Consider the following 26,094-nt stretch of genomic DNA (forward strand, 5'->3'; position numbering starts at 1 on the left):
AGGCCGGTGACGGCCTCTGATCGGATGAAAGCCGGCGCGAAATCACCGGCCAATGAATGGACTGTGGGAATGCCTTCCGAGATCAACAATCGTGACCCGATCCGCATCGATCTTTCCGGCGACTGGCTGCTCGCTTCGGCCGACAACAGCCATGCCCTGACGATCGCACTGCCGGGCGACGTCCACAGCGCGCTGCAGCGCGCCGGCATCATTGCCGACCCCTATCACGGCAGGAACGAGGCGGACGTCCAATGGGTGGCGTACAAGGACTGGGTGCTCGAGCGCACGGTCGCCATCGACGCGGGCGATCTCGAGGGACACTGGTATCTCGATTTCGATAGCATCGACACGGTCGCCTCGATCTTCGTCAACGATCGGCTCGTCTTGCAGGTGGACAATTGCTTCCGCCGCCATCGCCCCGATGTGTCGCAGGCGCTTGTCGCCGGGGAGAACCGGATCCGCCTCGTGCTGCATTCCTCGATCGCCGAAGGTACCCGGCGCCAGGCGGAGCAGCCGTTTTACGTGCCCTATCACGACGGCAACTCGCCGATCGCCAACGGCAACATGCTGCGCAAGCCGCAATGCCATTTCGGCTGGGACTGGAACATCGCCATCGCGCCGCTCGGCGTCTACGGCTCCTCGGCGCTCTGCCGGCTGGAAACGGCGCGCATCGAACATGTGACGACACGCCAGGTCTGGCTCGATGACGGGTCTGTCGACCTGCAGGTGACCGTCGAGCTCTATGCCCGCGATCCGGGCATCCTGCCGATCCATTTCGAACTCGATGGCCTGCGTGAGCGCCTGGACTGCAGCGTGGCCGCCGGCGAAACCCGCATCACCCATGTGTTCAACGTGGCGGACCCCAAGCGCTGGTGGCCGGCCGGCAGCGGCGAGCAGGCGCTTTCGATCCTCACGGTGGAAACGCCCGAGGAGAGCATCACGCGGCAGATCGGCTTTCGGACGCTCGAACTCGTCACCGACAAGGACGAGACCGGCAGCCGTTTCGCCCTGCGCGTCAACGGCCGCGAGATTTTCTGCCGCGGCGCCAACTGGATACCGGCCGATGCGCTGATGTCCCGCGTGACACCGGAGGGCGTCGAGGACCTGTTGCGCTCCGCAGTCGAAGCCAACATGAACATGATCCGCGTCTGGGGCGGTGGCTTCTATGAGCCGGATTGGTTCTATGATCTCTGCGACCGGCTCGGCCTGCTCGTCTGGCAGGACTTCATGTTCGCCTGCAATCTCTATCCCTCGACGCCGGACTTCCTCGAGAACGTTGCCGCGGAAGTGGAATATCAGGTCAAAAGGCTTCAGTCCCATCCGTCGATCGCGCTCTGGTGCGGTGACAACGAACTGGTCGGGGCGCTGACCTGGTTCGAGGAAAGTCGCAAGGATCGCGACCGCTATCTGGTTTCCTATGATCGTTTGAACCGAACCGTCGAAAGGGCGATGAAGGCCGCCTCACCGGAGGCGCTCTGGTGGCCCTCGAGCCCATCGGTGGGGTATCTGAATTTCGGCGATGCCTGGCATGCCGACGGCGCCGGCGACATGCACTACTGGTCCGTTTGGCACGAGAACAAGTCGTTCGACAATTACCGCACCGTTCGGCCACGCTTCTGCTCGGAATTCGGCTTCCAGTCCTATACGTCGATGCCGGTGATACGGCAGTTCGCCGAGGCCCGGGACTTGAATATCGCCTCGCCGGTGATGGAGGCGCATCAGAAGAATGCCGGCGGCAACGAGCGGATCGCCGGCACCATGTTCCGCTATTTCCGCTTCCCGAAGGATTTTCCAAGCTTCGTCTATCTGAGCCAGATCCAGCAGGGCCTGGCGATCCGCACGGCGGTTGACTACTGGCGCTCGCTGAAGCCCCATTGCATGGGCACGCTTTACTGGCAGCTCAACGACACTTGGCCGGTCGCCTCCTGGTCGAGCCTGGACTATGGCGGCCATTGGAAGGCCATGCATTACATGGCGCGCCGCTTCTTCCAGCCGGTCGCCGTCGCAGCGATTCCTTCGGTGGATGGCCGGGAGATCGCCTTCTCAGTCGTGAACGATACACCCGAGCCGGTGACGATCGAACTGGAAGCATTCCTCGTTGCGCTCGACGGCAGCCGCCGTCCATTGCTGGCCGCCATGGGCTCCTGCTCGCCGGACCGCGCGGCGACGCTCGTGAGCATCGCCGCAACCGACATTCCGCGGGATGCACTGCTCTTCTGGTCCTTCGAGGCCTCCAACGGCATGCGCGGCCAGGGGCACTACGTCCACGGCACCTACAAGGCGCTCGATCTCGCGCCGTCCGGGCTGTCGCTCGAAGTGGCATCGCGGCCGGACGGCAGTTTCGACGTCACTGCGACCGCGACTGGTCTCGCCCTGCATGTCATGCTCGAGGCCGATGTCGAAGGCCGCTATTCCGATAATGCCTTCGACCTGACGGCGGGCCAATCCAAGACCATTCGCTTTACACCAAGAACCCGGCTCGCCGAGGGCGCTCTGCCGCGCTTCGCCGCCTGCGATCTCGAATCCTGCCAGGGAAAAGGGTGAGCGAGTGAGGCGTATTCCGGCAAATGGCCCGCGGCTCCGCGTCCGACGTATGGGCGGTCGTTATCCCTTTTTTCCAGCAATCTTTCCCGCAAGTCCCACGAGGAGATTCTCAATGAAAGACGTCAGCTTCCAACTCTATAGCGCCCGCAACTTCCCGCCGCTCGCCGAGGTGCTCTCCGCTCTCGGCGAAGCCGGCTACACGCAGGTCGAGGGCTATGGTGCGCTCTACGCATCGCTTACCGACGGCGAGATCGCGGGTTTCAAGAGCGGTCTCGATCGCCACGGCCTCGCCATGCCGACCGCCCATTTCGGGCTCGACATGCTCGAGGCCGATCCGGAGCGCGTCCTGAAGATCGCCAAGACGCTGGGCATCCGCGCCATTTATTGCCCCTATCTGATGCCCGACCAGCGCCCGACCGATGCGACCGGCTGGCGCGCCTTCGGAGCGCGGCTGCAGGCGGCGGGCAAGCCGTTCCGCGAGGCGGGGCTCGACTTCGGCTGGCACAACCATGACTTCGAGTTCTTTGCCCTTCCGGACGGCTCCGTACCGCTCGACCTGATTTTTGCCGGCGGCCCGGAACTCTCCTGGGAGGCCGACATCGCCTGGATCGTTCGCGGCGATGCAGATCCCTTTGCCTGGATCTCGAAATACGGCAGCCGCATCACCGCCGTCCACGTTAAGGACATCGCGCCAAAGGGCGAGAATGCAAGCGAAGACGGCTGGGCGGATGTCGGGCAGGGCACGCTAGACTGGAAGGCGCTCATCCAGGCGCTCTCCAGGGCCTCGGCCAAATACTTCATCGCCGAGCACGACAATCCCAGCGACTTCCGGCGCTTCGCCAAGCGCTCGCTGGCTTCCATTCAATCCTACTGAGAAGCGGATACCTCCATGGCAAAAGAACTGGGCGTCGGCATCATCGGATGCGGCAATATTTCAACCACTTATTTCAAGCTCGCGCCGCTCTTCAAGGGCATCAGGCTCATCTCCTGCGCCGACATCAATCCGGCGGCCGCCGAGGCGCGCGCGGCTGAATTCGACGTGACGGCGCAAAGCATCGAGGCGATGCTCGTCAATCCGGAGATCGACATCGTCGTCAACCTGACCATCCCCGATGCACATTTCCCGGTTTCGAAGGCAATCCTCGAATCCGGCAAGCATGTCTATTCCGAGAAGCCGCTGGTGCTGACGCTCGAGCAGGGCGAGGAACTGCGGGCGATCGCAAAAGCGAAGGGGCTGATGGTCGGCTCGGCGCCGGACACCTTCCTCGGCGGCGCGCACCAGCTTGCCCGTGCCCATATCGACGCGGGCAAGATCGGTCGGGTCACCTCGGGGACCTGCCATGTGATGAGCCCCGGCATGGAGATGTGGCATCCGAATCCGGACTTCTTCTTCCTGCCGGGCGGCGGGCCGGTGCTCGACCTCGGGCCCTATTACATTGCCAATCTCATCAACCTTATCGGACCGGTGAAGCGCGTCGCAGCACTTTCCTCGATGGCGAGCCAGACCCGCACGATCACCAGCGAGCCGCGGAAGGGTGAGGTGATCCCGGTCAAGACGCCGACCAACATCCACGCGCTGCTCCAATTCCACAGCGGCGCGACGATTACTCTTTCAGCGAGTTGGGATGTCTGGTCGCACCGCCACGCCAACATGGAGCTCTACGGCACCGAAGGCTCGTTGTTCGTACCGGATCCGAATTTCTTCGGCGGCACGGTCGAGGCCAGCGGCCAGGACAAGGAGATCCAGCCGCTCACGATGTGGGAGCACCCGTTCGCCGTCGACAACTGGGAGCATCCGCTCGGCCCGATCGCCAACTATCGCACGGCCGGCCTCGCCGACCTGGCGGACGCCATCCTGACCGGCCGCGACGCGCGTTGCTCGCTCGATCGGGCGCTTCATGCCGTCGATGTCATGGTGTCGATTTTGAAATCGGGCGAGGAGGGCCGCTTCGTGACTCTGTCCACGACCTGCACCCAGCCGGCGGCGCTCGGCATCGAGGAGGCGCAGGCGTTGCTGCGGTGAGGCCGAACAAACCCCTCCCCCAACGCCTCCCCACAAGGGGGAGGGGCTTCTCGGCCGGACCGTTTCCACCGCCCTCTCGACCTCTACGCAAGTCGCGCAATTGGAAATGGCACGTGATCGCAGCGGGCACGACTTGCCCCTCCCCCTTGTGGGGAGGGGTTGGGGAGGGGTATTCAAAGCACCCATCACGCAAACGAGGAGCGTAGCCATGGCCTGGCAACCGGCGGAAAACCGATACGAGAAGATGAAGTACAACCGCTGCGGCCGGAGCGGGCTGAAGCTGCCGGCGATCTCGCTGGGGCTGTGGCACAATTTCGGCGGCGACACGCCGCATCAGCGCAAAATCGACATGTGCCGGACGGCTTTCGACCTCGGCATCACCCATTTCGATCTCGCCAACAACTACGGCCCGCCGCCCGGTTCGGCCGAGACGGCCTTCGGCGAAATCCTCAGGACCGATTTCGCCGATCTGCGCGACGAACTCATCATCTCCTCCAAGGCAGGATACGACATGTGGCCGGGTCCCTATGGCGAATGGGGCAGCCGCAAATATCTGATCGCCTCCTGCGACCAGAGCCTGAAGCGCTTGGGGCTCGACTATGTCGACATCTTCTATTCCCACCGCTTCGATCCGGACACGCCGCTCGAGGAGACCTGCGGCGCGCTCGACCACATCGTCCGCTCGGGCAGGGCGCTTTATGTCGGCATATCCTCCTACAATTCGCAGCGCACCCGCGAGGCGGCAGCGATCCTCAAGGAACTCGGCACGCCGTGCCTCATCCACCAGCCGAGCTATTCCATGCTAAACCGCTGGGTCGAAGACGACGGGCTTGTCGGCACCCTTGAAGAGCTCGGCATCGGCTCGATCGTCTTCTCGCCGCTCGCGCAGGGAATGCTGACGACGAAGTATCTGACTGGCATCCCGGAGGACAGCCGCGCTGCCCAGAACCACTTCCTCAAGAAGGACTTCATTCGTCCTGCGATCACCGACAACATTCGCAAGTTGAACGCTATCGCCGAACGGCGCGGCCAGACGCTGGCGCAGATGGCGCTTGCCTGGGTGCTGCGCGGCGGCCGCATCACCTCGGCACTGATCGGCGCGAGCCGTTCCGAGCAGATCGTCGATTGCGTCAGGGCGCTCGATAACGACGCTTTCACGGCCGAGGAACTGGCGGAGATCGACCTCTACGCCCGTGAAGCCGACATCAACCTCTGGGCTTCGTCAGCCGAACGCTGATTGCACCGGAATGCCTTGATTTGCCTTGAATTTATGGCAACCGGACATAGTTTCCCAAGCCTGTACAAAAGTAGGGGGCGGCGGCTCGATGCCGCCGCTGGACATGCATTCGCTATTCTGTATGGTGCGTTGATGTTGTCCGATTTGCGAAGCCCGTTTGAGGTTGGCTCGGCAGCAGACGAGGAGGAACGAGACCCTTCGCCGGCCCGAATCGGCTGAGAAAAGGGCTCAACAGGCGGTGGCGCTGTTCGGCGCCGAAACCGCCATGGCGGGAACCAGGGAGGAACTATGGATCGCCGTTCATTCATAAAAAATGCGAGCCTCGGCGGCCTCGGTGCGGCTGCGGCGTCGGCGCTCGCATCGCCGGCCATCGCGCAAAGCAATCCGAAAGTGACTTGGCGTTTGACGTCGTCGTTCCCCAAGGGGCTCGACACGATCTACGGCGGTGCAGAGGTTTTCGCCAAGCACATCTCCGAAGCAACGGATGGCAATTTCGAGATTCAAGTCTTCGCGGCCAACGAGATCGTGCCTGGCCTGCAGGCCGCCGATGCCGTCTCGGCCGGCACCGTCGAGGCTTGCCATACGGTCGCCTACTACTACTGGGGCAAGGATCCGACCTGGGCGCTCGCTTCGGCCGTGCCTTTCGCCCTCAACGCTCGCGGCATGAACGCCTGGCACTATCACGGTGGCGGTATCGATCTCATCAACGAGTTCTTCGCTGGTCAGAACCTGGTGGTCTATCCGGGCGGCAATACCGGTGTGCAGATGGGCGGCTGGTTCCGCAAGGAGATCAAGACGGTCGCCGACCTGCAGGGCCTCAAGTTCCGCATCGGAGGCTTCGCCGGTGCCATCGTCGCCAAGCTCGGCGTCATTCCGCAGCAGATCGCGGGCGGCGAAATCTACCAGGCGCTGGAAAAGGGCACGATCGACGCGGCTGAATGGGTCGGTCCCTATGACGACGAGAAGCTCGGCTTCCAGAAGGTCGCGCCTTACTACTACTACCCGGGTTTCTGGGAGGGTGGTCCGACGGTGCATCTGATGTTCAACAAGGCGAAGTTCGACGAACTGCCGAAGAACTATCAGGCGCTGGTCCGCACCGCCGCTCAGGCGACCGATGCCAACATGCTGCAGAAGTATGATCACCTGAACCCGACGGCGATCAAGAAGCTTGTCGCCAACGGCGCGAAGCTCCAGCCCTATAGTCCGGAAATCCTGGCTGCCTGCTTCGAAGCCGCCGAATCCACCTATGCGGAAATGGAAGAGAAGAACGAGAACTTCAAGAAGATCTGGGGTTCGATCAAGGCCTTCCGCAAGGACTACTTCCTGTGGCTGCAGGTAGCGGAGTATGCCAACGACACCTTCATGATGCAGCTTCAGCGCGGCGGCAAGCTCGGCTGACGCAGGGCTGAGGCGCCGGCGCTAGACCCGGATAGAAGAGAAGGCGGGCGGGCGCGTGCCCGCCTTCCACTTGGTGTGAGGGGCGATGTTCGGAGGCGCCGTGCATCGTGATCTGAGGCCGGCCATAGAAGAACAAGGGCCGGTTCGGCGAACCGTTCGCGAAGGACGGGAGGGGAATACATTGCAATTGGCACTGCGACTCATTGCGGTGATCGACGGCTTGAGCAGGCGCATCGGCATCATTGCCATCTACCTCGTGCTCTTCTGTTCGCTGGTCTCCGCTTTTAATGCGATCTTTCGCTACAGCACGGACTCGCTTCTCTGGCTGGAGCGCAATTACGGCGGGCTGCACATCTTCGGCGGCATGCTCGATCTATACCGCAACAACTCCAATACGCTCTCGGAAATGCAGTGGTACATGTTTGCCGCGATCGTTCTGCTCGGCGGGCCGTGGGCGCTGAAGATGAACGAGCACGTGCGGGTCGACCTGTTCTACGGCTGGGTCAGCGAGCGTACGCGCACCTGGATCGACCTGCTCGGCGGCATTTTCTTCCTGCTGCCCATGTGTCTGCTGATGATTTACTTCACCTGGCCTTGGTTCGTTCAGTCCTGGGTTACGAATGAGGGCTCGCTCAATGCCGGCGGTCTGCCGCGCTGGCCGGTGAAGCTGCTGATTCCGGTCGGCTTCGGGCTGGTCGCCCTGCAGGGCGTTGCCGAGATCATCAAATGCATTCTGGCTCTGACCACGAACTATGTCCGTGAATTCGCCTACGAGAAGCCGCTGCAATGATGGACTGGTTCGTACACAACATCGCGCCCCTGATGTTCCTAGGGCTGATCTTCTTCATGGTCATCGGTTACCCGGCGGCCTTCTCGCTGGCGGCGGTAGGGCTCTTCTTCGGGCTGATCGCAATCGAGCTCGGCCTGATCGCGCCGGACTTCCTCGGTAATCTTACTTACCAGCTCTTTTCGGTGGTCTCGAACGAGCTCTTGCTGGCGATCCCGTTCTTCACCTTCATGGGCGTCATTCTCGAACGATGCGGGCTCGCCGAGGACCTGCTCGAGGGGTTCGGGCAGCTTTTCGGCGGCGTGCGCGGCGGTCTTTCCTATGCGGTCATCCTCGTCGGTGCCATCCTCGGAGCGATCACCGGTACGGTCGCCGCCTCGGTCATCGCCATGGGGCTGATCTCGCTGCCGATCATGACGAAATACGGCTATAACGTGCGCCATGCGACCGGCGTCATCGCGGCCTCAGGCACGATCACGCAGCTCATTCCGCCCTCGCTGGTGCTGATCGTTCTGGCGGACCAGCTGCAGAGATCGCCCGGCGACATGTATATCGGTGCGACCGGCGCCAGCATCGTCCAGGTGCTGCTGTTCATGGGCTGGGTCTTCCTGCTCAGCATCTTCAAGCCCGATCATGTGCCGGCGCTGCCCCCTGAAGCGCGCACGCTCCGCGGCTGGCCGCTCTACAGGAAATGCATCCGCGGCATGGTGCCGTCGCTGGCGCTGATCTTCGTCGTCCTCGGCACGATCTTCATGGGGCTGGCGACGCCGACTGAGGCGGGTGCGATGGGCGTCGTCGGCGCCTTCATTCTCGCCTGGCTGAACCGGCGGCTGACCTGGAACCTCGTCTATCAGGGCATGGACATCACCATGCGGCTGACGGCCATGGTCGTCTTCATTCTGCTCGGCGCCCGTGTGTTCAGCCTCGTGTTCCAGGGTGTGGGCGGCGGACACTGGATCGAAAGCATGCTGACGTCGCTTCCGGGCGGGGTTGTCGGCTTCCTGATCTTCGTCAACATCTTCGTCTTCATCATGGCGTTCTTCCTCGATTTCTTCGAGATCGCCTTCATCATCATCCCGTTGTTGGCACCGGCCGCGACCGCACTCGGCATCGACCTCATCTGGTTCGGGGTGATGATCTGCGCCAACATGCAGACGAGCTTCATGCATCCGCCCTTCGGCTTCGCGCTGTTCTACCTGCGCGGCATAGCCCCCAGGACGATTCGCACGCGCGACATCTACTTTGGTGCGATCCCCTGGCTCTGCCTGCAGCTCATCCTGGTGGGTCTGTTGATCGCCTTCCCCGAAATGGTCACCTTCTTCCTCGACAAGGAGGTCGTCCAGGACCTCGATACGATCAAGAGTCTCGTGCCGGGTGCCGACGGCGGCACGCAGAATGGACTTGATTCGCCTCCGTCTTTCGGGCTCGATTCTCCACCGAAGTTCTGACAGGTGGAGTGGCGGGTAGGCTTCGGCCTTCCCGCCGGGCCATTTCATGAAACCGCATTGGCGCGTGACTGGTACGTCAGCATGAGCGAGGGAGCTTTCTCATGACCGCGATGATCCGCAATCCGATCCTGCCGGGCTTCAATCCCGACCCGTCGATCTGCCGGGTTGGCGGCGACTATTACATCGCGACGTCCACCTTCGAGTGGTTTCCGGGCGTGCAGATCCACCACTCGCGCGATCTCGTGAACTGGCGTCTCGTCCGTCGGCCGCTGGAGAGGGCGAGCCAGCTCGACATGCGCGGCAATCCCGACAGCTGCGGGATATGGGCCCCGTGCCTTTCCTATTGCGACGGGCTGTTCTGGCTCGTCTATACGGACGTGAAGCGATTCGACGGCAACTTCAAGGATGCGCACAACTACATCGTCACAGCCGAAGCGGTGGAGGCGACCTGGTCCGACCCCGTCTATGTAAACTCCTCCGGCTTCGATCCGTCGCTCTTCCATGATGAGGACGGCCGCAAGTGGTTCCTGAACATGCAGTGGAACCATCGCACCGAGAGTTTTGGCGGTGCGCCGAAGCATCCGGCCTTCGACGGCATCTTGCTGCAGGAATGGGACGAGCGGACGCGCAAGCTCGTCGGTCCGGTCAAGAACATCTTCGCCGGCAGTCCGCTCGGTCTCGTCGAGGGTCCGCATCTCTTCAAACGTGATGGCTGGTATTACCTGACCACGGCGGAGGGGGGAACGGGCTACGACCATGCGGTGACCATGGCGCGCTCGCGGACGATCGACGGCCCGTATGAGATGCACCCGCAGGTTCATCTCATCACCTCGAAGGATCATCCGGAGGCGCCGCTGCAGCGGGCCGGCCACGGTCAATATGTCGAGACGCCGGATGGGCAGGCCTATCACACGCATCTTTGCGGCCGGCCGCTGCCGCCGCATCGCCGCTGCACGCTCGGCCGCGAGACGGCCCTGCAGAAGTGCGTCTGGCGGGAAGACGGTTGGCTTTATCTGGAAAGCGGCGGCATCGTGCCGGAGCTAAGCGTCCCGGCTCCGGCCGAGACGAGCTTTCTTTCGCAGCCCGCCGTCATCGAGACGGATTTCGACGAGACGACCCTTGCGCCTGAGTTTCAATGGCTGCGCACGCCGCTGCCGGAGCGAATCTTCTCGCCGGAGAGGCGCGAAGGACATTTGCGCCTCTTCGGCCGCGAAAGCATCGGCAGTTGGTTCGAGCAGGCGCTCGTGGCGAGGCGCCAGGAGCATCATTCGTTCCGAGCCGAGACGGTCGTCGACTTTGCACCCCATACCTACCAGCAGGTCGCCGGCCTGACGCACTATTATAACCGCCACAAGTTCCACGCGCTCGGCGTCACCTGCCACGAGACGCTCGGCCGCGTCGTCACCATCCTTTCGTGCCCGGGTGATTTTCCGCACGGACGTCTGGAGTATCCGGCAGGGAGCGGCGTGGCTATTCCGGATGGCGCGGTTCACCTGGCGATGGAGGTCAGGGACAACGAACTCCAGTTCTTCTGGCGGGCCAACGCTGAGGAGGATTGGACCTCCATCGGGCCCATGCTGGATGCGGGCGTCGTTTCGGACGAGGGCGGCCGCGGCGAGCACGGCTCTTTCACCGGCGCCTTTGCCGGCATGTTCGCCTTCGACACATCCGGCAGCGGAATGCCGGCGGATTTCGACCGCTTTCGCTATCAGGCGCTTGGTTTGTGATCTGAGATTGTTTGTAAGAAAATTCTTATAAGCATCGATTATCATTACATAAATGTAATCTCGATTTCATGTTCTGTTCAGGAGGCGGGGACTAGTTTTCGGGAGCAGACAAGAAAGGAAACCCCATGAAACGCCTCCTGATCGCGCTCGTCGCCAGTTCATTCCTAGCCACGCCGATGGCGTTCGCTCAGACGACCGGCGCCTCCTTCGAGCTTGCACAGGCGCATGATCGCTATCGTCACAGGCCGGTCGATCGCCATGTCGAGAAGCGGGTCGAAAAGACCATCGAAAAGCGCGTGATCATCAAGAAATACCGCTGGGCGCGCGGCGATAGGCTGAGCCCGTCCGAGCGGCGCCATATGGCCTATGTCCGCGATTACCGGCGCTATAGGCTGCGAACCCCGCCGCGCGGCCAGCAATGGGTGCGCGTCGACAATGACTTGCTGCTGATCAGCCTTGCTACGGGTGTCATCGTCGGCTTGGCCTCGGCCCATTAGTATGTGAATGCGAGGGACGAGAGGAATTCGGCGCTCGACGCCGTCATGAAGAAGGCGGGCTCCTGCGAGCCCGCTCTCGCTTCCAGGAGGGTTAACTGGCCGAAGAAAGGCAGTCCTTCAGCGAAGCGCCGACATTTTCCATCAGCTGAAAGTAAAGATCCGGGCCTGCCTCCAGAGTGGCCGCCTCCGGGTCGAGCGTGCCGGACTTGGCCGGCGTGCCCTCTAGCACGACATTGACCAGCTTCGGCTCGAATTGCGGTTCGGCAAAGACGCAGGTGGCGCCGAGATCCTCGATCTTGGCGTGGATCTCGGAAAGCCGCTCCGCGCCCGGCAGCACCTCCGGGCTGACGGTGATCGAGCCGGCGACGCGCACGTCGTAGCGGTGCTCGAAATATTGATAGGCATCATGGAAGACGATGAAGGGCTTGTCCTTGATCGGTGCGACCGTCTCGGCGAGGCTCTTGTCCAGGCCATCGAGCCTCTGGTTCAGCTTCTCCAGATTCGTCCGGTAAGCCGCGGCATTGGCGGGGTCAGCTTCGGCGAGCGTCTTCTCGATCTCGGCGGCCATTGCCTTGGCATTCATCGGGTCGAGCCACAGATGCATGTCGAATTCGCTTTCGCCGTGAGCGTGATGGTGCTCGGCTTCCTCCGCTGCGGCGCCATGGGCGTCGGCATCGTGCCCCTCGTGGCTGGCGTCCTCGGCACCGTGCTCGTGCCCTTCCTCGCCATGCTGATCGTCATCGTCGTGCGGTTCGAAGGCGCCGCCTTCGCGGAATTTCAGTTTCTCGATACCGGGCGCCTCGCTGAGTTCGACCACTTTGGCGTCGCCGCCGAGGGCTTCAAGCGGTTTTTCAAGGAAGATCTCGAGCCCGGGGCCGACCAAGAACACCAGGTTTGCCGCCTGCAGGGCGGCGGCGTTTGAAGGCTTCATATTGTAGGTATGGGGTGAGGCGGCGCCTTCGACGATCAGCGAGGGCTCGCCGACGCCCTGCATGATCGAGGCGACGAGGGAATGGATCGGCTTGATCGAGACCACCACATTGGGAGCCCCCGCCCAGGCGGGCGACGACAGCAGGAGGGGGGAGAGCAGGAGGAGGGCAGGCGTCGATTTCATCGGATTCTCCGAGGTTGCAGTTCAATGTTCAAATCGCACCAGCGAATCTGCGCTTCCGAGATTGCGCGGCATCGCCATGTAATGTTATTACATCAATTGCGTTATGCTATAACGTGTGCGATAGCCAGAGGCAACCGTGAAAGAACGGAATTTTTCGATGCTGAATTTCCGATCGCCAGACATTGTGCCGCTCGTCAGCCTTACCAATGCCGGCGTGCGCCGCAATAGGCGCTGGCTCGTGCGCGGCGTCGAGTTTTCGATCAGCCGCGGCGAGATCGTCACGCTCATCGGGCCGAACGGTTCGGGGAAATCGACGACTGCGAAGACCGCCATCGGGGTGTTGAAGCCCGATGAAGGCAGTGTCGCGCGGCTTGCCGGTCTCAAGGTCGGCTACGTACCGCAAAAGCTTGCTGTCGATTGGACCCTGCCGCTGACGGTCGAGCGGTTGATGACACTGACCGGGCCATTGAAGGGCAGGGAGATCGAGGAAGCGCTGGCCGCAACGGGCATGCTGCATATGGCCAAGGCCGAGGTGCAGCATCTTTCTGGCGGCGAATTCCAGCGGGCGCTGCTGGCGCGCGCCATCGCCCGCAAGCCGGATCTGCTCGTTCTCGACGAGCCGGTGCAGGGCGTCGACTTTTCCGGCGAGATCGCGCTCTACGAATTGATCAAGCAGATCCGCAACCGCACCGGCTGCGGCATCCTGCTGATCTCGCATGATCTGCACATCGTTATGGCGGAGACCGATACGGTCGTTTGCCTGAACGGCCATGTATGCTGCCGCGGCACGCCGCAGGCCGTCAGCCAGAGCCCGGAATATCTGAAACTGTTCGGGCGGCGGGCCGCCGGGGCGCTCGCCGTCTACAGTCATCACCACGACCACACGCATCTGCCGGACGGGCGGGTGCTGCACGCCGACGGCAGCATCACCGAGAGCTGTTTCCCCGGCGATGGCCATCATCACCATGACGAGGCCGAAAACGTCCACGACCACGAGCCGGACTGCGGTTGCGGCCATCACACACGCCTGCACGGATTCGACGCCGCGGAGAAGCGCGATGCTTGACGATTTCTTCATCCGGGCGCTGGTCGCCGGCATCGGCATCGCCATGGTCGCGGGGCCGCTCGGCTGCTTTGTCATCTGGCGGCGCATGGCCTATTTCGGCGACACGATGGCGCATTCGGCGCTGCTTGGCGTGGCGCTGTCGCTGCTTCTCGACCTCAATCTGATGGTCAGTGTCTTCATCGTCGCCTCGGTCGTTTCGCTGCTGCTTCTCTTCCTGCAGAGGCGCGGCGCGCTGTCGACGGATGCGCTGCTCGGCATTCTATCGCATTCGGCGCTGTCGATCGGCCTGGTCATCGTCGCCTTCATGACCTGGGTCCGCATCGACCTCGTCGGCTTCCTTTTCGGCGATATCCTCGCCGTTTCGGAGGCCGATATCGACATCATCTGGGGCGGCGGCATCCTGGTGATCCTGGCGCTCGTCTATCTCTGGCGGCCGTTGCTCGCCTCGACGGTCAACCCGGAGCTCGCAGAGGCCGAGGGGATGAACCCGGAAAGGGCGCGGCTCTTCTTCATGCTGCTGATGGCGCTGGTGATTGCGATCGCCATGAAGATCGTCGGCATTCTCCTCATCACTTCGCTGCTGATCATCCCGGCGGCGACCGCGCGGCGCTTCGCCACCTCGCCGGAAGTCATGGCGGTTCTCGCCTCGCTGATCGGCGCCCTTGCCGTCACCGGCGGTCTTTTCGGCTCGCTGCACTGGGATACGCCGTCCGGACCCTCTATCGTGGTTGCCGCCCTGGCGCTCTTCGTCTTGAGTCTGTTGCCTGTCGGCCGACTGGAACGCGCGTCACATACTTCGCATGGAGGAAAATGATGGGTACGCCCCAATTGACGAAGAACCAGTCGCTGGTCATGGGTGCGCTCGCTCATTCGGACGGACCTATGAGCGCCTATACGATCCTCGACAAGCTCAGGGACCACGGCTTCCGGGCGCCGCTCCAGGTTTATCGCGCCCTCGACAAGCTCTTGGAATACGGGCTCGTCCATCGGCTAGAAAGCCTCAACGCCTTCGTGGCCTGCACCTGCCCGCAGGACCACGATCATGAGCACGGCGTGACTGCTTTCACGATCTGCGAAGGCTGCGGGCAGGTCACCGAGTTCCACGACGAGGCGATCGAACAGCGGTTGTCGACGCTCGTTCGCGCCCAGAGCTTCAAGACCGAGAAGACCACCATCGAAATCCGCGGGCACTGCAAGAGCTGCGCCTGATGCCGCCGATCTATTCGATAAGCAACAAGCCGCGCTTGCGGTCGCCGTCCAAGGTGTTTACCGCCGAATAGAGTTTTTCGGGCGAAACGAGCCAAGGCTTGAAGCGCTCGTTCACATCCAGAACGAAAACCAGATCTTCCGCCTTGAGATAGCCGCCGATCGGCGAATGATGGCCGACGCCGGCGCCGAAGATCGCCTCTCGTGAGAAGTTGACGATGTAGCGCTTGCCTGGGTCGTTGCTCGCCCGCAAATGCCGTCGAAATTCCTCCGGCGTCAGGTCGCGCAACACAGTCACGTGGCGATCCGTCTGGGCGCTCGCCACCTCGGCAAGCTCGTCGAGCGTCAGCCCCATCCAGCAGAAGCCGAGGCGGCACCAGCCCGTCCCGTCAAGGACTGTCGCTTCGCTCGTCTCCTCTTCGCCGATAGAGCGAAAGAGATTCGCGATGCTGGCCGGACCGCAAAAGGAGCCATTCGCCTGCCACGTCAGTGTCCGACCGTAGCTCGACGCGACGGGGAGGCCCCAGGCGCGGTTCAGCAGGTCAGGCGATTGCTCGACCGAGGCCCGGATCGCTGCGGGCGAGACTTCGGCCGGCTGCAAGACATAAGCGCCGCCAAGGAGGACGGCGAGACCAAATGCAGCACCGACGAGAAAACCCCGCCTCATCGCTCTCACCTTTGAAAATGGTGGCAGAGCATAGCGCATCTCGATAGCTGCGCCTACCGATGCTGTCGAAGGCTCAATCCAGCAGGGTAAGCTGTGCCGCGTAGCGCTGCCAGTTCTTTACATAATGCTCGGCGGAGCGCTTCAGACCTTCGACGGCTGCGTCGTCGAGCGTCCGGATCACCTTGGCCGGGGCGCCAACGATCAATGAATTGTCCGGATATTGCTTGCCCTCGGTGACCAGTGCATTGGCGCCGACCAGGCAATTGCGACCGATCCTGGCGCCGTTCAGGACGGTGGCGCCCATGCCGATCAGCGAATTGTCACCGATGCCGCAGCCGTGAAGGATGGCTCTGTGGCCGATGGTGCAGCCTTCGCCGATCGTCACCGGGAAGCCCGGATCGACATGGACGATCACCGCCTCCTGGATATTGGTGCGTGCGCCGATGCGGATCGGCTCGTTGTCGCCACGCAACGTTGCGCCGAACCAGATGCCGACGTCTTCGCCAATCTCCACCTGGCCGATGACATTGGCGTCCGGCGCTATCCAGTAGCTGCCTTGCAGCGGCGTGTTCGGCTGCAGCGGTCCCAATGCATAGAGTGGCATGGTGCTTTCCTTCTGCTGGGGCAAGGCGCGGGCAGCCTTCCCGCTGTCGCGGCGCGTCAGACCACCTTGACGGAGAGCGCCGCGACGCCGTCGATGCCGCAGGTGACGACGTCGCCACGTTCGACGGCACCCACGCCGGCGGGTGTTCCGGTCATGATGATGTCGCCGGGTGCCAAAGTGAAGAGGCGCGAGAGCTCGGCGATGATCTCGGGGACCGTCCAGATCATCTGGGCGAGATCGCCCTGCTGGCGCGTCTCGCCATTGACCTTCAGCCAGATGTTGCCGTTCGCCGGGTGACCGACGGCCGTCGCCGGCGCGATTGCCGAAATCGGCGCGGAATGCTCGAAGGCCTTGGCCGCGGTCCAGGGCCGGCCGGACTCCTTCGCCTGGGCCTGCAGGTCGCGGCGGGTGAAATCGATTCCGACGCCATAGCCGTAGACATGCGCGGTCGCTTCTTCGACCGGGATATCCGCACCGCCGTGGCGAAGGGCAACGACCAGTTCCACCTCATGATGCACGTCCGAGGAGAGCGGCGGATAGGGGAAATCCTGGCCGGTCGGCAGCAGGTTGTCGGCATTCTTCTGGAAAAAGAACGGCGGCTCGCGCTCGGGGTCATGTCCCATCTCGTGCGCATGGGCCGCATAGTTGCGGCCGACGCAATAGACGCGCCGCACCGGAAAGCCGACGGCACTCCCGGAAATCGGCAAAAGCACGGGAGGTGAGGGCGGTATGACCGTTTCCAAAATGGCGGTTTCCTGTCGTCCGGTTCTCGCATCGCCAGGCTTGGCGCCGGGCAAATGAATATGCGGGAGGCGAAACGCTACAGCCGCCTACCGTGCCGGCTGGACGGTGGTGCTGTAGCGAATCTTTGGTGGGACGTTAGCAGCCGGAAGGGCTGCGGCAATAGGCAAACTTATGCCGAGAGTGATTTATAGGGCTCGCAGGGCCTGCGGTCAGGCGCAGCGGGCATAGGCTTCAAGCTGGTCGCGGGTCAGAAAGCGACCGTCCGAGCGCGAGTTGAGTTCCGGGTGGCTGTATTCGAGGCTCGGCACTTCGGGAAGTTCAAGGGCCTGGCGAACGGTCATGATGCCGATGTCCTTGCGGCCGGTTTCACGCTTCATGCTGACTTCGACAATACGTCGGAGATTGCTCTCTCTCATCATGATGTCTCTCCCGTAGTATTTTCTTTTCCCTTTTTATCCGGAGTTAAACACTCCGAACTTGTTCTTTATGAGGCACCTCAGAATATAAGGGCTTTAAATGAACGCTTCACGACAGAAATCCGGCGGTTTCGCGGAAATTTCCGTGTCATTTCAAGATTGGCCGCAAATTCGGCCTCGCCCGAAGGCATGCTGATGACGGAAAGTTTGCGCCATTGCTTATATTAGAAATGACCTTGATCTTCAAGCAAAGCCGTTGGCTGACGATATTAATACTATTTATGCGCACCTCGATCTACCTATAAATATTATGATTTCGGCCTCCCGACGTGGCTTTGGCACGCAAATAGCAGACAATACAGGTGCGGGCGTACACAGACGCTGAACACTGGATCGGTCGAAATAGCGTCTCTCCGGCTCAATGAGCTGTCAGATGCGCTTCCTCGACGGCAAAAATGAACAGCCTGCGCGCCTCGTCGGGAGTCCGACGGCCGGCGATCGCCGCACGGCAGGCGCTGCGCGCTGCGACGTAATAGGGGCCGCGGTGCGGCCACTGACCTGCCAGGCATGCGAGCGCATCGGATGGCCCCTTGACCATGCGGATATCGCCGGCGGTCAGTCCAAGCTCGATAGGACGGTTCCACAACACCTGATGCATGCTTCTCCTCCTGAGGTGCGACGTCTCGGACAAGTCCGGGACCAGCGCAATTTCGGTTCCGATAGTCGGGTGGAGGGCTTACGAGCGCGGCTCCTCCCGCCTATTCGAGATTCGAATGCAAAAACGTCGTCGGCCATGGCCCGGTTCCGCGCAGGCTCTGGGCGCGTCCGCAGTCAGGCTCTTCAATCTAGCGCAGGTTTTTTCATTTGTCCGCATTTTCGAGAGGCTGGCCTTTTTGCGTCGGCGCAAGCGGCTGACAGTGCCCGGCCGCGCATTTCGGCCGGCTCGCCGCTTCCCTCCAAGGTTGTTCCGTCCGCGATAGCCGTTCTTCCCCGCCTCCGGCCGCAAGCCCCTCAATTGCTGGGGTTTCAGGCACTTGATTGCCAGCCTACTATATTTTTCGGCTGGAGGCAGAAATGATAGAGGTTGCAGAGATCCGCTTGACATGGTTGCCGCTGCGCAACGGAACCTATTGTGCCATGCTGGGCCGGCACGAAGTCGCCTTCGTCATGAAGCGCGAGACGATGAGCGACTGGGCTTGGCGCATTTCACATTGCAACGGCACCAACAATACCGGCTTTCATTATGCGCCGACGCTCGAGGGCGCCAAGTCGGCGGTGCTGGCCGGCGTCCAGGAGTGGTTCCGGCAGGCCGGATTTCGGTAGCCGACGAGCCATAGCCGTCGCGTCACCGCTGCACGTGCCAGGTCGCCCGGCGCGGGACGGCGGCGCGCCGCTATCTTGTCGAGGCTCAGCAAGCGCGCCGAACGGTCGCGCCGTCTCGCCTTCTTTGTGTCGCCACAGTATAAGACCTCGTTGGCATCGCGCATTGGCACGGATTTTTCCCCAATTCTACGCTCCGCCATTCGGGCTCTGCCTTCTGTAGGGAGGGCGAGCACAAGAGAATGAAAGAGAATTGACCAGACCATGAGAACGACGTCGCAATCGGTCGGAACGTCCGAGTCGGGCCGGTACTTCAAGGCGCCCGTGTTCGCCGTGGCGCCGATGATCGACTGGACGGACCGTCACTATCGTTTCTTCGCGCGGCAGCTCTCGCGCCATGCGCTGCTCTATACGGAGATGATCGTCGCCGATGCGATCCTGCGCGGCGACAGGGGCAGGCTGCTTGGCCATGACACCGCGGAGCACCCCGTCGGGCTGCAGCTCGGCGGCAACGATCCGGTCAAGATGGCAGAGGCGGCGCGGATCGCCGAAGCCTTCGGCTATGACGAGATCAACATGAATGTCGGCTGCCCGTCGGACCGGGTGCAGTCCGGGACCTTCGGCGCCTGCCTGATGCAGCAGCCGGAACTGGTCGCCGAATGCGTGGCGGCGATGAAGGCGGCGGTGAAGGTCCCGGTCACGGTCAAGTGCCGCATCGGCATCGACGACCAGGATCCGGAGGTGGCGCTTCGCGCCCTCGTTGAGCGCGTCAAGGACGCCGGCACGGACGCCGTCTGGGTGCACGCCCGCAAGGCCTGGCTTAAGGGCCTGTCGCCGCGGGAGAACCGCGAAATCCCGCCGCTCGACTATGGTCTTGTGCATCGGCTGAAGGCCGAGAATCCAAATCTTTTCATCGGTCTCAACGGCGGTCTTCAGACTCTAGATCAGTCGCTGGCGCATCTCGACGCACGCTTGCTTCCATCGCCGGCGCTTGGCGGGCCAGAGGGCGGAAATGGGGTGCCGCTGGACGGCGTGATGCTCGGACGCGCCGCCTACCATGACAGCGGCCTGCTGACGGCCGCGGACGGCTATTTCGCCCACCCGCTGACGGATGCCGCACCGGCGTCGATCGAGCCGGAGGCCTTCTCCGATCGCCATCATCGCCTGTCGCTCGCTTACTGGGCCAATGTCCGCGATGCCATGGCGGCCTATGCGGCCGCCCATATCGACAGCGGCGGCCGGCTGATCCATGTCACCCGCCATATGGTGGGATTGTTCCAGGGCTGGCCCGGGGCGCGGCGCTTTCGCCAGATTCTTTCCGCCGACGCCACCCGCAAGGGCGCCGGCCCGGAGGTCATCCATGCCGCCTTCGATGCGGTGTTCGAGGCGGTCACGATGCGCGAGGCGGCGGAGTAGGGGCCGTTCCACCCGGTTCCCTCCATTCCTGTGCTTGTCACAGGAAACCAGCCACAGCGCGTCTGCGCTGGGACTGAAGCGGTGCTGAGAGTTTCAATGCACCTCCCGCGCCAAGGACTTGGCGCGCCTCATTCCTGTGACGAGCACCGGAATGAGGGAGTTCCATTGGGGCGACCCCGAACGAAAAACGGCGCCCCTTGCGAGGCGCCGCCTTTCACAATCCGATCAAACGTCCGGCTTAGATCGCCTGGAGGTTGACGGCCTTCGGGCCCTTGCCCATGCGGTCCGGTTCGGTGTCGAAGCTGACCTGCTGGCCATCCTTGAGCGTCGCGAGACCGGCAGCCTGAACTGCGGAGATGTGGACGAAAACGTCCTTCGCGCCGCCGTCCGGCGTGATGAAACCAAAACCCTTGTCCTGGTTGAAGAATTTTACGATGCCCTTGGTGGCCATGGAAGAAGTCCTTTTCCTTCAGTCTGTCATTTGCCGCAACCCAGCGCTTCAATAGCACGGCTTGTCTGCTTGAGGTAGTGTATTCGTGCCCCCTAGAGGAAACGAACATGTCGTCTTCAGCAAGATGCTGAAAGGCGTCGAGTGGTCACGATATCGGGGAAAAGACGTCTACGGTGCCGCTTGCGGCCGTCCCGGCTACGGCCGGGCTCAAACGAAAGTCCAGTCTCCGGGATTGAAATCGCCCGAACGGGGTAGGAGTGGCAGCAATTGAGGTAAAAGGCAAGTAGAGAGTTCTAGCCGTGGCGGTATCCGGTCAATGCCTTGCGAGACTGGCCTTTTCCTAAGTTTAATGTAGCCCGAGGCGATGGATAAATGTCGTGGATTGCCTCGTTTCGACCACAATTTCGTCCCGACGCTGCGCTGAGCGTGGCGCGCCTGGGCATCCGTTACTGGACTTGCTGCTGGCGCGGCGAACCGGTAGGTCTGGACCGGACAGGAAACATTGCACGTCGACGAAAAGCAGGTGGCCCGCGTGATCGATCCCTATGCCCTCCTTGGACTTGAGCGCGATGCCGACGATCGGGCGATCCGCGCGGCTTACCGGCGGGCGGTGAAGACCGCGCATCCGGACCGCGGCGGCGATGCAGAAGAGTTCGGCAAGCTGCAGGCGGCCTATGATCTTTTAAAGGATCCGGTGCGCCGCAAGGTCTATGACGACACCGGGTACGATCCGCAGCTCGTCGATCCCAAGCAGCTCAAGGGCCTGATGATGCTCGAGACGCTCGTCAACGATTTCATTCTCGACCTGCGCGAGCCCGGCAGCTTCGATCCCGTCGCGGCCATGCGGCGCAAACTCTCCGACGACATCGTCAAGACCCGCTTCCATATCCTCGAACTGGAGCGTCACCGCTCGCGGGTCCGCAAGCACATGGACCGCCTCGGCCGGCGGCCGGACACGGACGTGCTCGGCTCGATGCTGCGCGCCCGCAGCCAGTCGATCAGCGAGGCGATCAAGAACGCCGAAGCGCAGATCGAGGTGATCGAGGAGGCGTACCAGATGCTGGAAGGCTATTCCTATGAAATGGAGCCGCTGGAGATCGAGGCGCGGGCGGCGGAGTAAGCTTCGGTGTGGAGCGTGCCGCCGCAACGCCATTCAGTACTATTTCAGGAAAAGCGTGCAACGAATCGTGAAATGATCCAGATCACGGTCTCCCGTGGACTGCATCACAAGCAGCCCGTATTTCTGCGGAAGTACAAAAATCTATAGGCGGCGCCAAACGCTGGCGCCGCCTATAGAGCATTGATTGTCCATCGATCGGCGGATCGGGACGATCATCGACGGTGCGTGTTATCTGGCCCCGCCCGTCTTCGAGCCGCTTTGCGAATGTCCGGCGCCCGGGCCACCTTTCGAAACGCCCTTACCATGAGCGCTGCCGGGATTTGTCGAATCCCGTCCGTTGCCCCAACCGTTGTTGCCGCGATCCTTATCACCATTGTCATGACCGCCGCCATTGCCGTTGTCGTGGCCGCCGCCGTTGCCGTCGTCATGACCGCCGCCATTGCCATTGTCATGACCGCCACCATTGCCGTCGTCGTGGCCACCGCCGCCACCATCGTGGCCACCGCCGCCGCCGTCGTGGCCACCGCCGCCGCCGTCGTTGCCGCCGCCGCCGCCGTCGTTGCCGCCACCACCGCCGTCGTTGCCGCCACCGCCGCCGTCGTTGCCGCCGCCGCCGCCGCCGTTGCCACCACCGCCACCGGGACCACCGCCGCCACCGGGACCACCGCCGCCACCGGGACCACCGCCGTTATCCCCGCCTCCGCCGAGACCGCCGCCGCCGGAATTGGTCGTTGAGAAGGGATTGGTGGGCGCAATCACTGCCGTAGACAAAGGCGGGCATTGCGCGATTTGCGCGGCCGTGAGGATGTCGGCTCGGTTTTCCGCCGCGCAACAAGCCGCGAAGTTCGTGTCTGTCAGCGGACTGCACTGCTGAGCCATAAGGATGGGCCGATCCTGGCTTTGTGCCGGAACGGGGGCCGATGCAATAAATCCGGCCGAAATCAGCGCCAGACCGGTGCTCGTCAAAAATGTTTCCAGGGTGCGCATCTTCGTTCTCCCTAAATTAGTTTGAACTGAAATTCGCAATCTGCGGGAATGTTCCCTATAAAGTTAGGGTTTTTGGTTGCGTGAAGATGGGGAAAACGGCGGTAGGCGCGTGAACTGGCCTATAAAAAAGATGGGGTGCGGCGCGTGAGTAGACGTCTTCTCACGTTACCCTTATGGGCCCATCGATCGGTCGGCCGGCGGAGTCGTGAACAATGGGTTCGTTAAAATGGAGCCCCCTCGATCCATTACCGCCCCGGTCGCCCCGTTTTTCCTTTCGTTCGGCCCTTCTGCCGCTTCTCGTCCGCCGGGTCCTCATAAGAGCCGATGCCGGGTTTGGCGCGGGTGACGATCGGCTTTTCCGGAACGTGGCCAGCGGCCGGCTTTTCGGTGCGGCCGACAGTCATTTCGTCGAGGGTGTTCTTGCGGAACAGCGACTGACCCTTGCCCGCGGGGATGGCCACGTCGCGGCCCATTTCGTCGAGGTCCGGCTTGCGGAAGAGGGGGCGTTCGGTGTCGGTGCCCGGGCCCATGTCGTCGAGCGAGGGTTTCTGGAAGTAGCCGGTGGACGAGGTACCCCCCTCTGTCCTGCCGGACATCTCCCCCGCAACGGGGGAGATCGGGCTGGGGGCGCTCTTGCTGCCCCGCTTGCCGCTCTCCTGCGATCTCGCTTCCTCGCGCGCCATCGGGTCGTCGAGCACCGCGAGTTCGGCCGCCTTGAGCCGCTTCATCTCGTCGCGGATGCGGGCCGCGGTTTCGAAGTCGAGGTCGGCGGCGGCGTCGCGCATCTGTTTTTCGAGCGCATTGAGATGCGCCTGCAGATTGTTGCCGACGAGGTGGCCGGCCTCGGCAAAGCCCTTGCCGTGTACGCCGGAGATGTCGGCGCGAACGTGGTCGCGCTCGTAGACCGAGTCGAGGATGTCGGAGATTTTCGCCTTCACCGATTCCGGCGTGATGCCGTTCTCGAGGTTATAGGCCATCTGCTTCTCGCGGCGGCGGGCGGTCTCCTCCATCGCGCGGCTCATCGAACCGGTGATGGTGTCCGCATAGAGGATGACCTTGCCGTCGACGTTGCGGGCGGCGCGGCCGATCGTCTGGATCAGCGAGGTCTCCGAACGCAAAAAGCCTTCCTTGTCGGCGTCGAGAATGGCGACGAAGCCGCATTCGGGAATGTCGAGACCCTCGCGCAAGAGGTTGATGCCGACCAGCACGTCGAAGGCGCCGAGGCGCAGGTCACGGATGATTTCGATGCGCTCCAGCGTGTCGATGTCGGAATGCATGTAGCGCACCCGCACGCCCTGTTCGTGCAGGTACTCGGTGAGGTCCTCTGCCATGCGTTTCGTCAGCACGGTGACGAGCGTGCGGTAGCCGGCGGCGGCGGTCTCGCGAATTTCGCCGAGCACGTCGTCGACCTGCGTCTTCGCCGAGCGCACCTCGACCGGCGGATCGATCAGTCCCGTCGGGCGGATCACCTGCTCGGCGAAGACGCCGCCGGACTGCTCCATCTCCCAGCCGCCGGGCGTCGCGGAGACGGCGATGGTGTCGGGGCGCATCGCGTCCCACTCCTCGAAACGCAAGGGCCGATTGTCCATGCAGGAGGGCAAGCGGAAGCCGTATTCCGCCAGCGTCGCCTTGCGGCGGAAGTCGCCGCGATACATGCCGCCGATCTGCGGAATGGTGACGTGGCTCTCGTCGATGAAGATCAGCGCATTGTCGGGAATATATTCGAACAGCGTCGGCGGCGGCTCGCCCGGCCTGCGGCCGGTCAGATAGCGCGAATAGTTTTCAATGCCCTGGCAGGAGCCGGTGGCTTCGAGCATTTCCAGGTCGTAGCGGGTGCGCTGTTCGAGCCGCTGTGCTTCGAGCAGCCGGCCGGCGCGCTCCAGCTCGGCGAGGCGGTGCGTCAGCTCCTCCTTGATCGCCTTGGTGGCGGCGTTCAGCGTCGGCCGCGGCGTCACATAGTGCGAATTGGCGTAGATCTTCACCGATTTCAGCTCGCCGGTCTTCTGGCCGGTAAGCGGATCGAACTCGGTAATGGCGTCGATCTCGTCGCCGAACATCGAAATGCGCCAGGCGGCATCCTCCAGGTGGGCCGGGAAGATCTCGATGGTGTCGCCGCGCACGCGGAAGGAGCCGCGCTGGAAATCCATGTCGCGGCGCTTGTATTGCTGTGCCACCAGGTCGGCTAGGAGCTGCCGCTGGTCGAGCCGGTCGCCGACATTCATCTGGAAGGTCATGGCCGTGTAGGTCTCGACCGAGCCGATACCGTAGATGCAGGAAACCGAGGCGACGATGACGACGTCGTCGCGCTCGAGCAGCGAGCGCGTCGCCGAGTGGCGCATGCGGTCGATCTGCTCGTTGATCGAGGACTCCTTCTCGACATAGGTGTCGGAACGCGGCACGTAGGCTTCCGGCTGATAGTAGTCGTAGTAGGAGACGAAATACTCGACCGCGTTGTCCGGAAAGAAGTTCTTGAATTCGGAATAGAGCTGGGCGGCGAGCGTCTTGTTCGGCGCCAGGATGACCGCCGGGCGCTGCGTCGCCTCGATCACCTTGGCCATGGTGAAGGTCTTGCCGGAGCCGGTGACGCCGAGCAGCACCTGGTTGCGCTCGCCGGAGGAGAGCCCGTCGACGAGATCGGCGATCGCAGTCGGCTGGTCGCCGGAGGGCTGGTAGTCCGTCACCATCTTCAGCGATATGCCGCCTTCCGACTTGTCCGGCCGGGCAGGGCGGTGCGGCGTCCAGAGCTTGCCGTCCTTGAACAGCGGATTGCCGCTCTCGATCAGCTTGGCGAGCGCCTCGACCGTGGCGGTGACGCCGGAACCGGTCGTCAGCTTGTCCGCATCCTCGAGCGCCACGTCGAGACCGGCGACCGGGTTCAGACCGGCGGCGGCGCGCGTCTTCGGATCGTGGCTGCCGCCCATCGACGTGCCGCGCGCAGTCTTACCGGCGACGGTCTCAGGCTTGCCCTTGCCGCCCATCTTCGAGGCGGCAATCTCGACCTTCTTGCGATGCTTGCCCGCCTTTGAGGCGATCTCCCGCTGGCTTTCGAAAGCGGACGTTTCCGCTTGGGCCTCGAGCTGCTTCACCCAGTCGGAGACGTTGCCGGAAAGCGGCGTGCCGGAAAGCGGCGCTTGCGGGGCTTCTTCGAAACCGCTGGGCGCTGACGATTTCTTCTGGGGATGCTTCGGATTTTGAGCCATGGCCGGGAATATGGAGAGAGTCAGCCCGAAAAGAAAGGGGGAATGAGTACAAAAGGGAAACGGCCGGCGCGGATTTTCTGCCTTGGCGACCCGGTCGACGGCTCGGGCGAGACGGACGTTGC

The 26,094-nt window shown here is 62.7% G+C and carries 24 protein-coding genes; 16 read left to right on the top strand and 8 right to left on the bottom strand.

Annotated elements, in window-relative coordinates; all coding sequences use genetic code 11:
- The first annotated feature begins 69 nt into the window (after positions 1–69).
- From ATC00_RS23570 to ATC00_RS23610, 9 genes are all read left to right on the top strand, one after another.
- Complete coding sequence (locus ATC00_RS23570; RefSeq protein WP_064254621.1) at positions 70–2,544, top strand: beta-mannosidase; 2,475 nt, start codon at positions 70–72, stop codon at positions 2,542–2,544.
- 112 nt (positions 2,545–2,656) lie between these two features.
- Complete coding sequence (locus ATC00_RS23575; protein ID WP_064254622.1) at positions 2,657–3,418, top strand: sugar phosphate isomerase/epimerase family protein; 762 nt, start codon at positions 2,657–2,659, stop codon at positions 3,416–3,418.
- Positions 3,419–3,433: 15 nt separating this feature from the next.
- Positions 3,434–4,567, top strand: coding sequence for a Gfo/Idh/MocA family protein (locus ATC00_RS23580; protein ID WP_064254623.1), 1,134 nt, complete (start codon positions 3,434–3,436; stop codon positions 4,565–4,567).
- Positions 4,568–4,775: 208 nt separating this feature from the next.
- Complete coding sequence (gene mgrA, locus ATC00_RS23585) at positions 4,776–5,804, top strand: L-glyceraldehyde 3-phosphate reductase (RefSeq protein ID WP_064254624.1); 1,029 nt, start codon at positions 4,776–4,778, stop codon at positions 5,802–5,804.
- A gap of 288 nt (positions 5,805–6,092) precedes the next feature.
- Positions 6,093–7,202 carry a TRAP transporter substrate-binding protein gene (locus tag ATC00_RS23590; RefSeq protein ID WP_037386241.1) on the top strand — a complete coding sequence of 370 codons (1,110 nt, stop codon included), beginning with the start codon at positions 6,093–6,095 and terminating at the stop codon, positions 7,200–7,202.
- 181 nt (positions 7,203–7,383) lie between these two features.
- A complete protein-coding gene (locus tag ATC00_RS23595; protein ID WP_064254625.1) occupies positions 7,384–7,992 on the top strand; it encodes a TRAP transporter small permease subunit in 609 nt (202 codons plus the stop codon).
- Positions 7,989–9,437 carry a TRAP transporter large permease gene (locus tag ATC00_RS23600; protein ID WP_064254626.1) on the top strand — a complete coding sequence of 483 codons (1,449 nt, stop codon included), beginning with the start codon at positions 7,989–7,991 and terminating at the stop codon, positions 9,435–9,437. The genes ATC00_RS23595 and ATC00_RS23600 overlap by 4 nt, the downstream gene beginning before the upstream one ends.
- A gap of 110 nt (positions 9,438–9,547) precedes the next feature.
- A complete protein-coding gene (locus tag ATC00_RS23605) occupies positions 9,548–11,164 on the top strand; it encodes a glycoside hydrolase family 43 protein (RefSeq protein ID WP_459550346.1) in 1,617 nt (538 codons plus the stop codon).
- 125 nt (positions 11,165–11,289) lie between these two features.
- On the top strand, positions 11,290–11,661 hold the full coding sequence (locus ATC00_RS23610; RefSeq protein ID WP_037386233.1) for an RcnB family protein: 372 nt from the start codon (positions 11,290–11,292) through the stop codon (positions 11,659–11,661).
- A gap of 91 nt (positions 11,662–11,752) precedes the next feature.
- Here the strand turns inward: ATC00_RS23610 and ATC00_RS23615 are convergent, their stop codons facing one another.
- Positions 11,753–12,775, bottom strand: coding sequence for a zinc ABC transporter substrate-binding protein (locus ATC00_RS23615; RefSeq protein WP_064254628.1), 1,023 nt, complete (start codon positions 12,773–12,775; stop codon positions 11,753–11,755).
- A 157-nt stretch (positions 12,776–12,932) separates the two neighbouring features.
- Between ATC00_RS23615 and ATC00_RS23620 the strand changes: the two genes are divergently transcribed.
- The 3 genes from ATC00_RS23620 to ATC00_RS23630 are packed head-to-tail and all read left to right on the top strand — an operon-like array spanning position 12,933 to position 15,050.
- A complete protein-coding gene (locus tag ATC00_RS23620; RefSeq protein WP_064254629.1) occupies positions 12,933–13,841 on the top strand; it encodes an ATP-binding cassette domain-containing protein in 909 nt (302 codons plus the stop codon).
- Positions 13,834–14,655, top strand: coding sequence for a zinc ABC transporter permease subunit ZnuB (gene znuB / locus ATC00_RS23625; RefSeq protein ID WP_037386227.1), 822 nt, complete (start codon positions 13,834–13,836; stop codon positions 14,653–14,655). Before ATC00_RS23620 ends, znuB begins: the two co-directional genes overlap by 8 nt.
- Positions 14,655–15,050 (top strand): Fur family transcriptional regulator, encoded by a 396-nt coding sequence (locus ATC00_RS23630; RefSeq protein WP_037386225.1) that lies wholly within the window; start codon positions 14,655–14,657, stop codon positions 15,048–15,050. The genes znuB and ATC00_RS23630 overlap by 1 nt, the downstream gene beginning before the upstream one ends.
- Before the next feature lie 10 nt (positions 15,051–15,060).
- Here the strand turns inward: ATC00_RS23630 and ATC00_RS23635 are convergent, their stop codons facing one another.
- The 5 genes from ATC00_RS23635 to ATC00_RS23655 form a co-directional block, all read right to left on the bottom strand.
- Positions 15,061–15,714, bottom strand: coding sequence for a phytochelatin synthase family protein (locus tag ATC00_RS23635; protein WP_064254630.1), 654 nt, complete (start codon positions 15,712–15,714; stop codon positions 15,061–15,063).
- Between the two features lie 73 nt (positions 15,715–15,787).
- Positions 15,788–16,318 (bottom strand): gamma carbonic anhydrase family protein, encoded by a 531-nt coding sequence (locus ATC00_RS23640; RefSeq protein WP_064254631.1) that lies wholly within the window; start codon positions 16,316–16,318, stop codon positions 15,788–15,790.
- Between the two features lie 56 nt (positions 16,319–16,374).
- Positions 16,375–17,061 (bottom strand): fumarylacetoacetate hydrolase family protein, encoded by a 687-nt coding sequence (locus ATC00_RS23645; RefSeq protein WP_064254632.1) that lies wholly within the window; start codon positions 17,059–17,061, stop codon positions 16,375–16,377.
- Between the two features lie 210 nt (positions 17,062–17,271).
- Positions 17,272–17,481, bottom strand: a complete 210-nt coding sequence (locus ATC00_RS23650) for a hypothetical protein (protein WP_012708291.1) — start codon at positions 17,479–17,481, stop codon at positions 17,272–17,274.
- Positions 17,482–17,896: 415 nt separating this feature from the next.
- Positions 17,897–18,136 (bottom strand): DUF982 domain-containing protein, encoded by a 240-nt coding sequence (locus ATC00_RS23655; RefSeq protein ID WP_037386214.1) that lies wholly within the window; start codon positions 18,134–18,136, stop codon positions 17,897–17,899.
- 416 nt (positions 18,137–18,552) lie between these two features.
- On the opposite strand from ATC00_RS23655, the gene ATC00_RS23660 reads away from it, so the two are divergent.
- On the top strand, positions 18,553–18,801 hold the full coding sequence (locus ATC00_RS23660; RefSeq protein WP_037386209.1) for a hypothetical protein: 249 nt from the start codon (positions 18,553–18,555) through the stop codon (positions 18,799–18,801).
- Positions 18,802–19,062: 261 nt separating this feature from the next.
- The gene (gene dusA, locus ATC00_RS23665; protein WP_064254633.1) at positions 19,063–20,214 is read left to right on the top strand and encodes a tRNA dihydrouridine(20/20a) synthase DusA; all 1,152 of its coding nucleotides are present in this window, start codon (positions 19,063–19,065) and stop codon (positions 20,212–20,214) included.
- A gap of 238 nt (positions 20,215–20,452) precedes the next feature.
- On the opposite strand, the gene ATC00_RS23670 is transcribed toward dusA, so the two are convergent.
- Positions 20,453–20,665, bottom strand: a complete 213-nt coding sequence (locus tag ATC00_RS23670; RefSeq protein WP_014764845.1) for a cold-shock protein — start codon at positions 20,663–20,665, stop codon at positions 20,453–20,455.
- 502 nt (positions 20,666–21,167) lie between these two features.
- Between ATC00_RS23670 and ATC00_RS23675 the strand changes: the two genes are divergently transcribed.
- Together ATC00_RS23675 and ATC00_RS34150 are read left to right on the top strand one after the other, a co-directional pair.
- A complete protein-coding gene (locus ATC00_RS23675) occupies positions 21,168–21,785 on the top strand; it encodes a J domain-containing protein (RefSeq protein ID WP_153045278.1) in 618 nt (205 codons plus the stop codon).
- Positions 21,786–22,088: 303 nt separating this feature from the next.
- Complete coding sequence (locus tag ATC00_RS34150; RefSeq protein WP_064254634.1) at positions 22,089–22,520, top strand: hypothetical protein; 432 nt, start codon at positions 22,089–22,091, stop codon at positions 22,518–22,520.
- A gap of 497 nt (positions 22,521–23,017) precedes the next feature.
- Here the strand turns inward: ATC00_RS34150 and uvrB are convergent, their stop codons facing one another.
- Complete coding sequence (gene uvrB / locus ATC00_RS23685) at positions 23,018–25,972, bottom strand: excinuclease ABC subunit UvrB (RefSeq protein ID WP_064254635.1); 2,955 nt, start codon at positions 25,970–25,972, stop codon at positions 23,018–23,020.
- Positions 25,973–26,094 lie beyond the last annotated feature (122 nt).

The sequence above is a fragment of the Sinorhizobium americanum genome (genome assembly GCF_001651855.1).
Taxonomy (GTDB): domain Bacteria; phylum Pseudomonadota; class Alphaproteobacteria; order Rhizobiales; family Rhizobiaceae; genus Sinorhizobium; species Sinorhizobium americanum.

Excerpts from the sequence above, each read along its gene's own strand:
- ATC00_RS23570 (WP_064254621.1), top strand. The coding sequence starts at position 70 with ATGCCTTCCGAGATCAACAATCGTGACCCGATCCGCATCGATCTTTCC.
- ATC00_RS23575 (WP_064254622.1), top strand. The coding sequence starts at position 2,657 with ATGAAAGACGTCAGCTTCCAACTCTATAGCGCCCGCAACTTCCCGCCG.
- ATC00_RS23580 (WP_064254623.1), top strand. The coding sequence starts at position 3,434 with ATGGCAAAAGAACTGGGCGTCGGCATCATCGGATGCGGCAATATTTCA.
- mgrA (WP_064254624.1), top strand. The coding sequence starts at position 4,776 with ATGGCCTGGCAACCGGCGGAAAACCGATACGAGAAGATGAAGTACAAC.
- ATC00_RS23590 (WP_037386241.1), top strand. The coding sequence starts at position 6,093 with ATGGATCGCCGTTCATTCATAAAAAATGCGAGCCTCGGCGGCCTCGGT.
- ATC00_RS23600 (WP_064254626.1), top strand. The coding sequence starts at position 7,989 with ATGATGGACTGGTTCGTACACAACATCGCGCCCCTGATGTTCCTAGGG.
- ATC00_RS23605 (WP_459550346.1), top strand. The coding sequence starts at position 9,548 with ATGATCCGCAATCCGATCCTGCCGGGCTTCAATCCCGACCCGTCGATC.
- ATC00_RS23610 (WP_037386233.1), top strand. The coding sequence starts at position 11,290 with ATGAAACGCCTCCTGATCGCGCTCGTCGCCAGTTCATTCCTAGCCACG.
- ATC00_RS23615 (WP_064254628.1), bottom strand. The coding sequence starts at position 12,775 with ATGAAATCGACGCCTGCCCTCCTCCTGCTCTCCCCCCTCCTGCTGTCG.
- ATC00_RS23620 (WP_064254629.1), top strand. The coding sequence starts at position 12,933 with ATGCTGAATTTCCGATCGCCAGACATTGTGCCGCTCGTCAGCCTTACC.
- znuB (WP_037386227.1), top strand. The coding sequence starts at position 13,834 with ATGCTTGACGATTTCTTCATCCGGGCGCTGGTCGCCGGCATCGGCATC.
- ATC00_RS23630 (WP_037386225.1), top strand. The coding sequence starts at position 14,655 with ATGGGTACGCCCCAATTGACGAAGAACCAGTCGCTGGTCATGGGTGCG.
- ATC00_RS23635 (WP_064254630.1), bottom strand. The coding sequence starts at position 15,714 with ATGAGGCGGGGTTTTCTCGTCGGTGCTGCATTTGGTCTCGCCGTCCTC.
- ATC00_RS23640 (WP_064254631.1), bottom strand. The coding sequence starts at position 16,318 with ATGCCACTCTATGCATTGGGACCGCTGCAGCCGAACACGCCGCTGCAA.
- ATC00_RS23650 (WP_012708291.1), bottom strand. The coding sequence starts at position 17,481 with ATGATGAGAGAGAGCAATCTCCGACGTATTGTCGAAGTCAGCATGAAG.
- ATC00_RS23655 (WP_037386214.1), bottom strand. The coding sequence starts at position 18,136 with ATGCATCAGGTGTTGTGGAACCGTCCTATCGAGCTTGGACTGACCGCC.
- ATC00_RS23660 (WP_037386209.1), top strand. The coding sequence starts at position 18,553 with ATGATAGAGGTTGCAGAGATCCGCTTGACATGGTTGCCGCTGCGCAAC.
- dusA (WP_064254633.1), top strand. The coding sequence starts at position 19,063 with ATGAGAACGACGTCGCAATCGGTCGGAACGTCCGAGTCGGGCCGGTAC.
- ATC00_RS23670 (WP_014764845.1), bottom strand. The coding sequence starts at position 20,665 with ATGGCCACCAAGGGCATCGTAAAATTCTTCAACCAGGACAAGGGTTTT.
- ATC00_RS34150 (WP_064254634.1), top strand. The coding sequence starts at position 22,089 with ATGAGCGCTGCCGGGATTTGTCGAATCCCGTCCGTTGCCCCAACCGTT.
- uvrB (WP_064254635.1), bottom strand. The coding sequence starts at position 25,972 with ATGGCTCAAAATCCGAAGCATCCCCAGAAGAAATCGTCAGCGCCCAGC.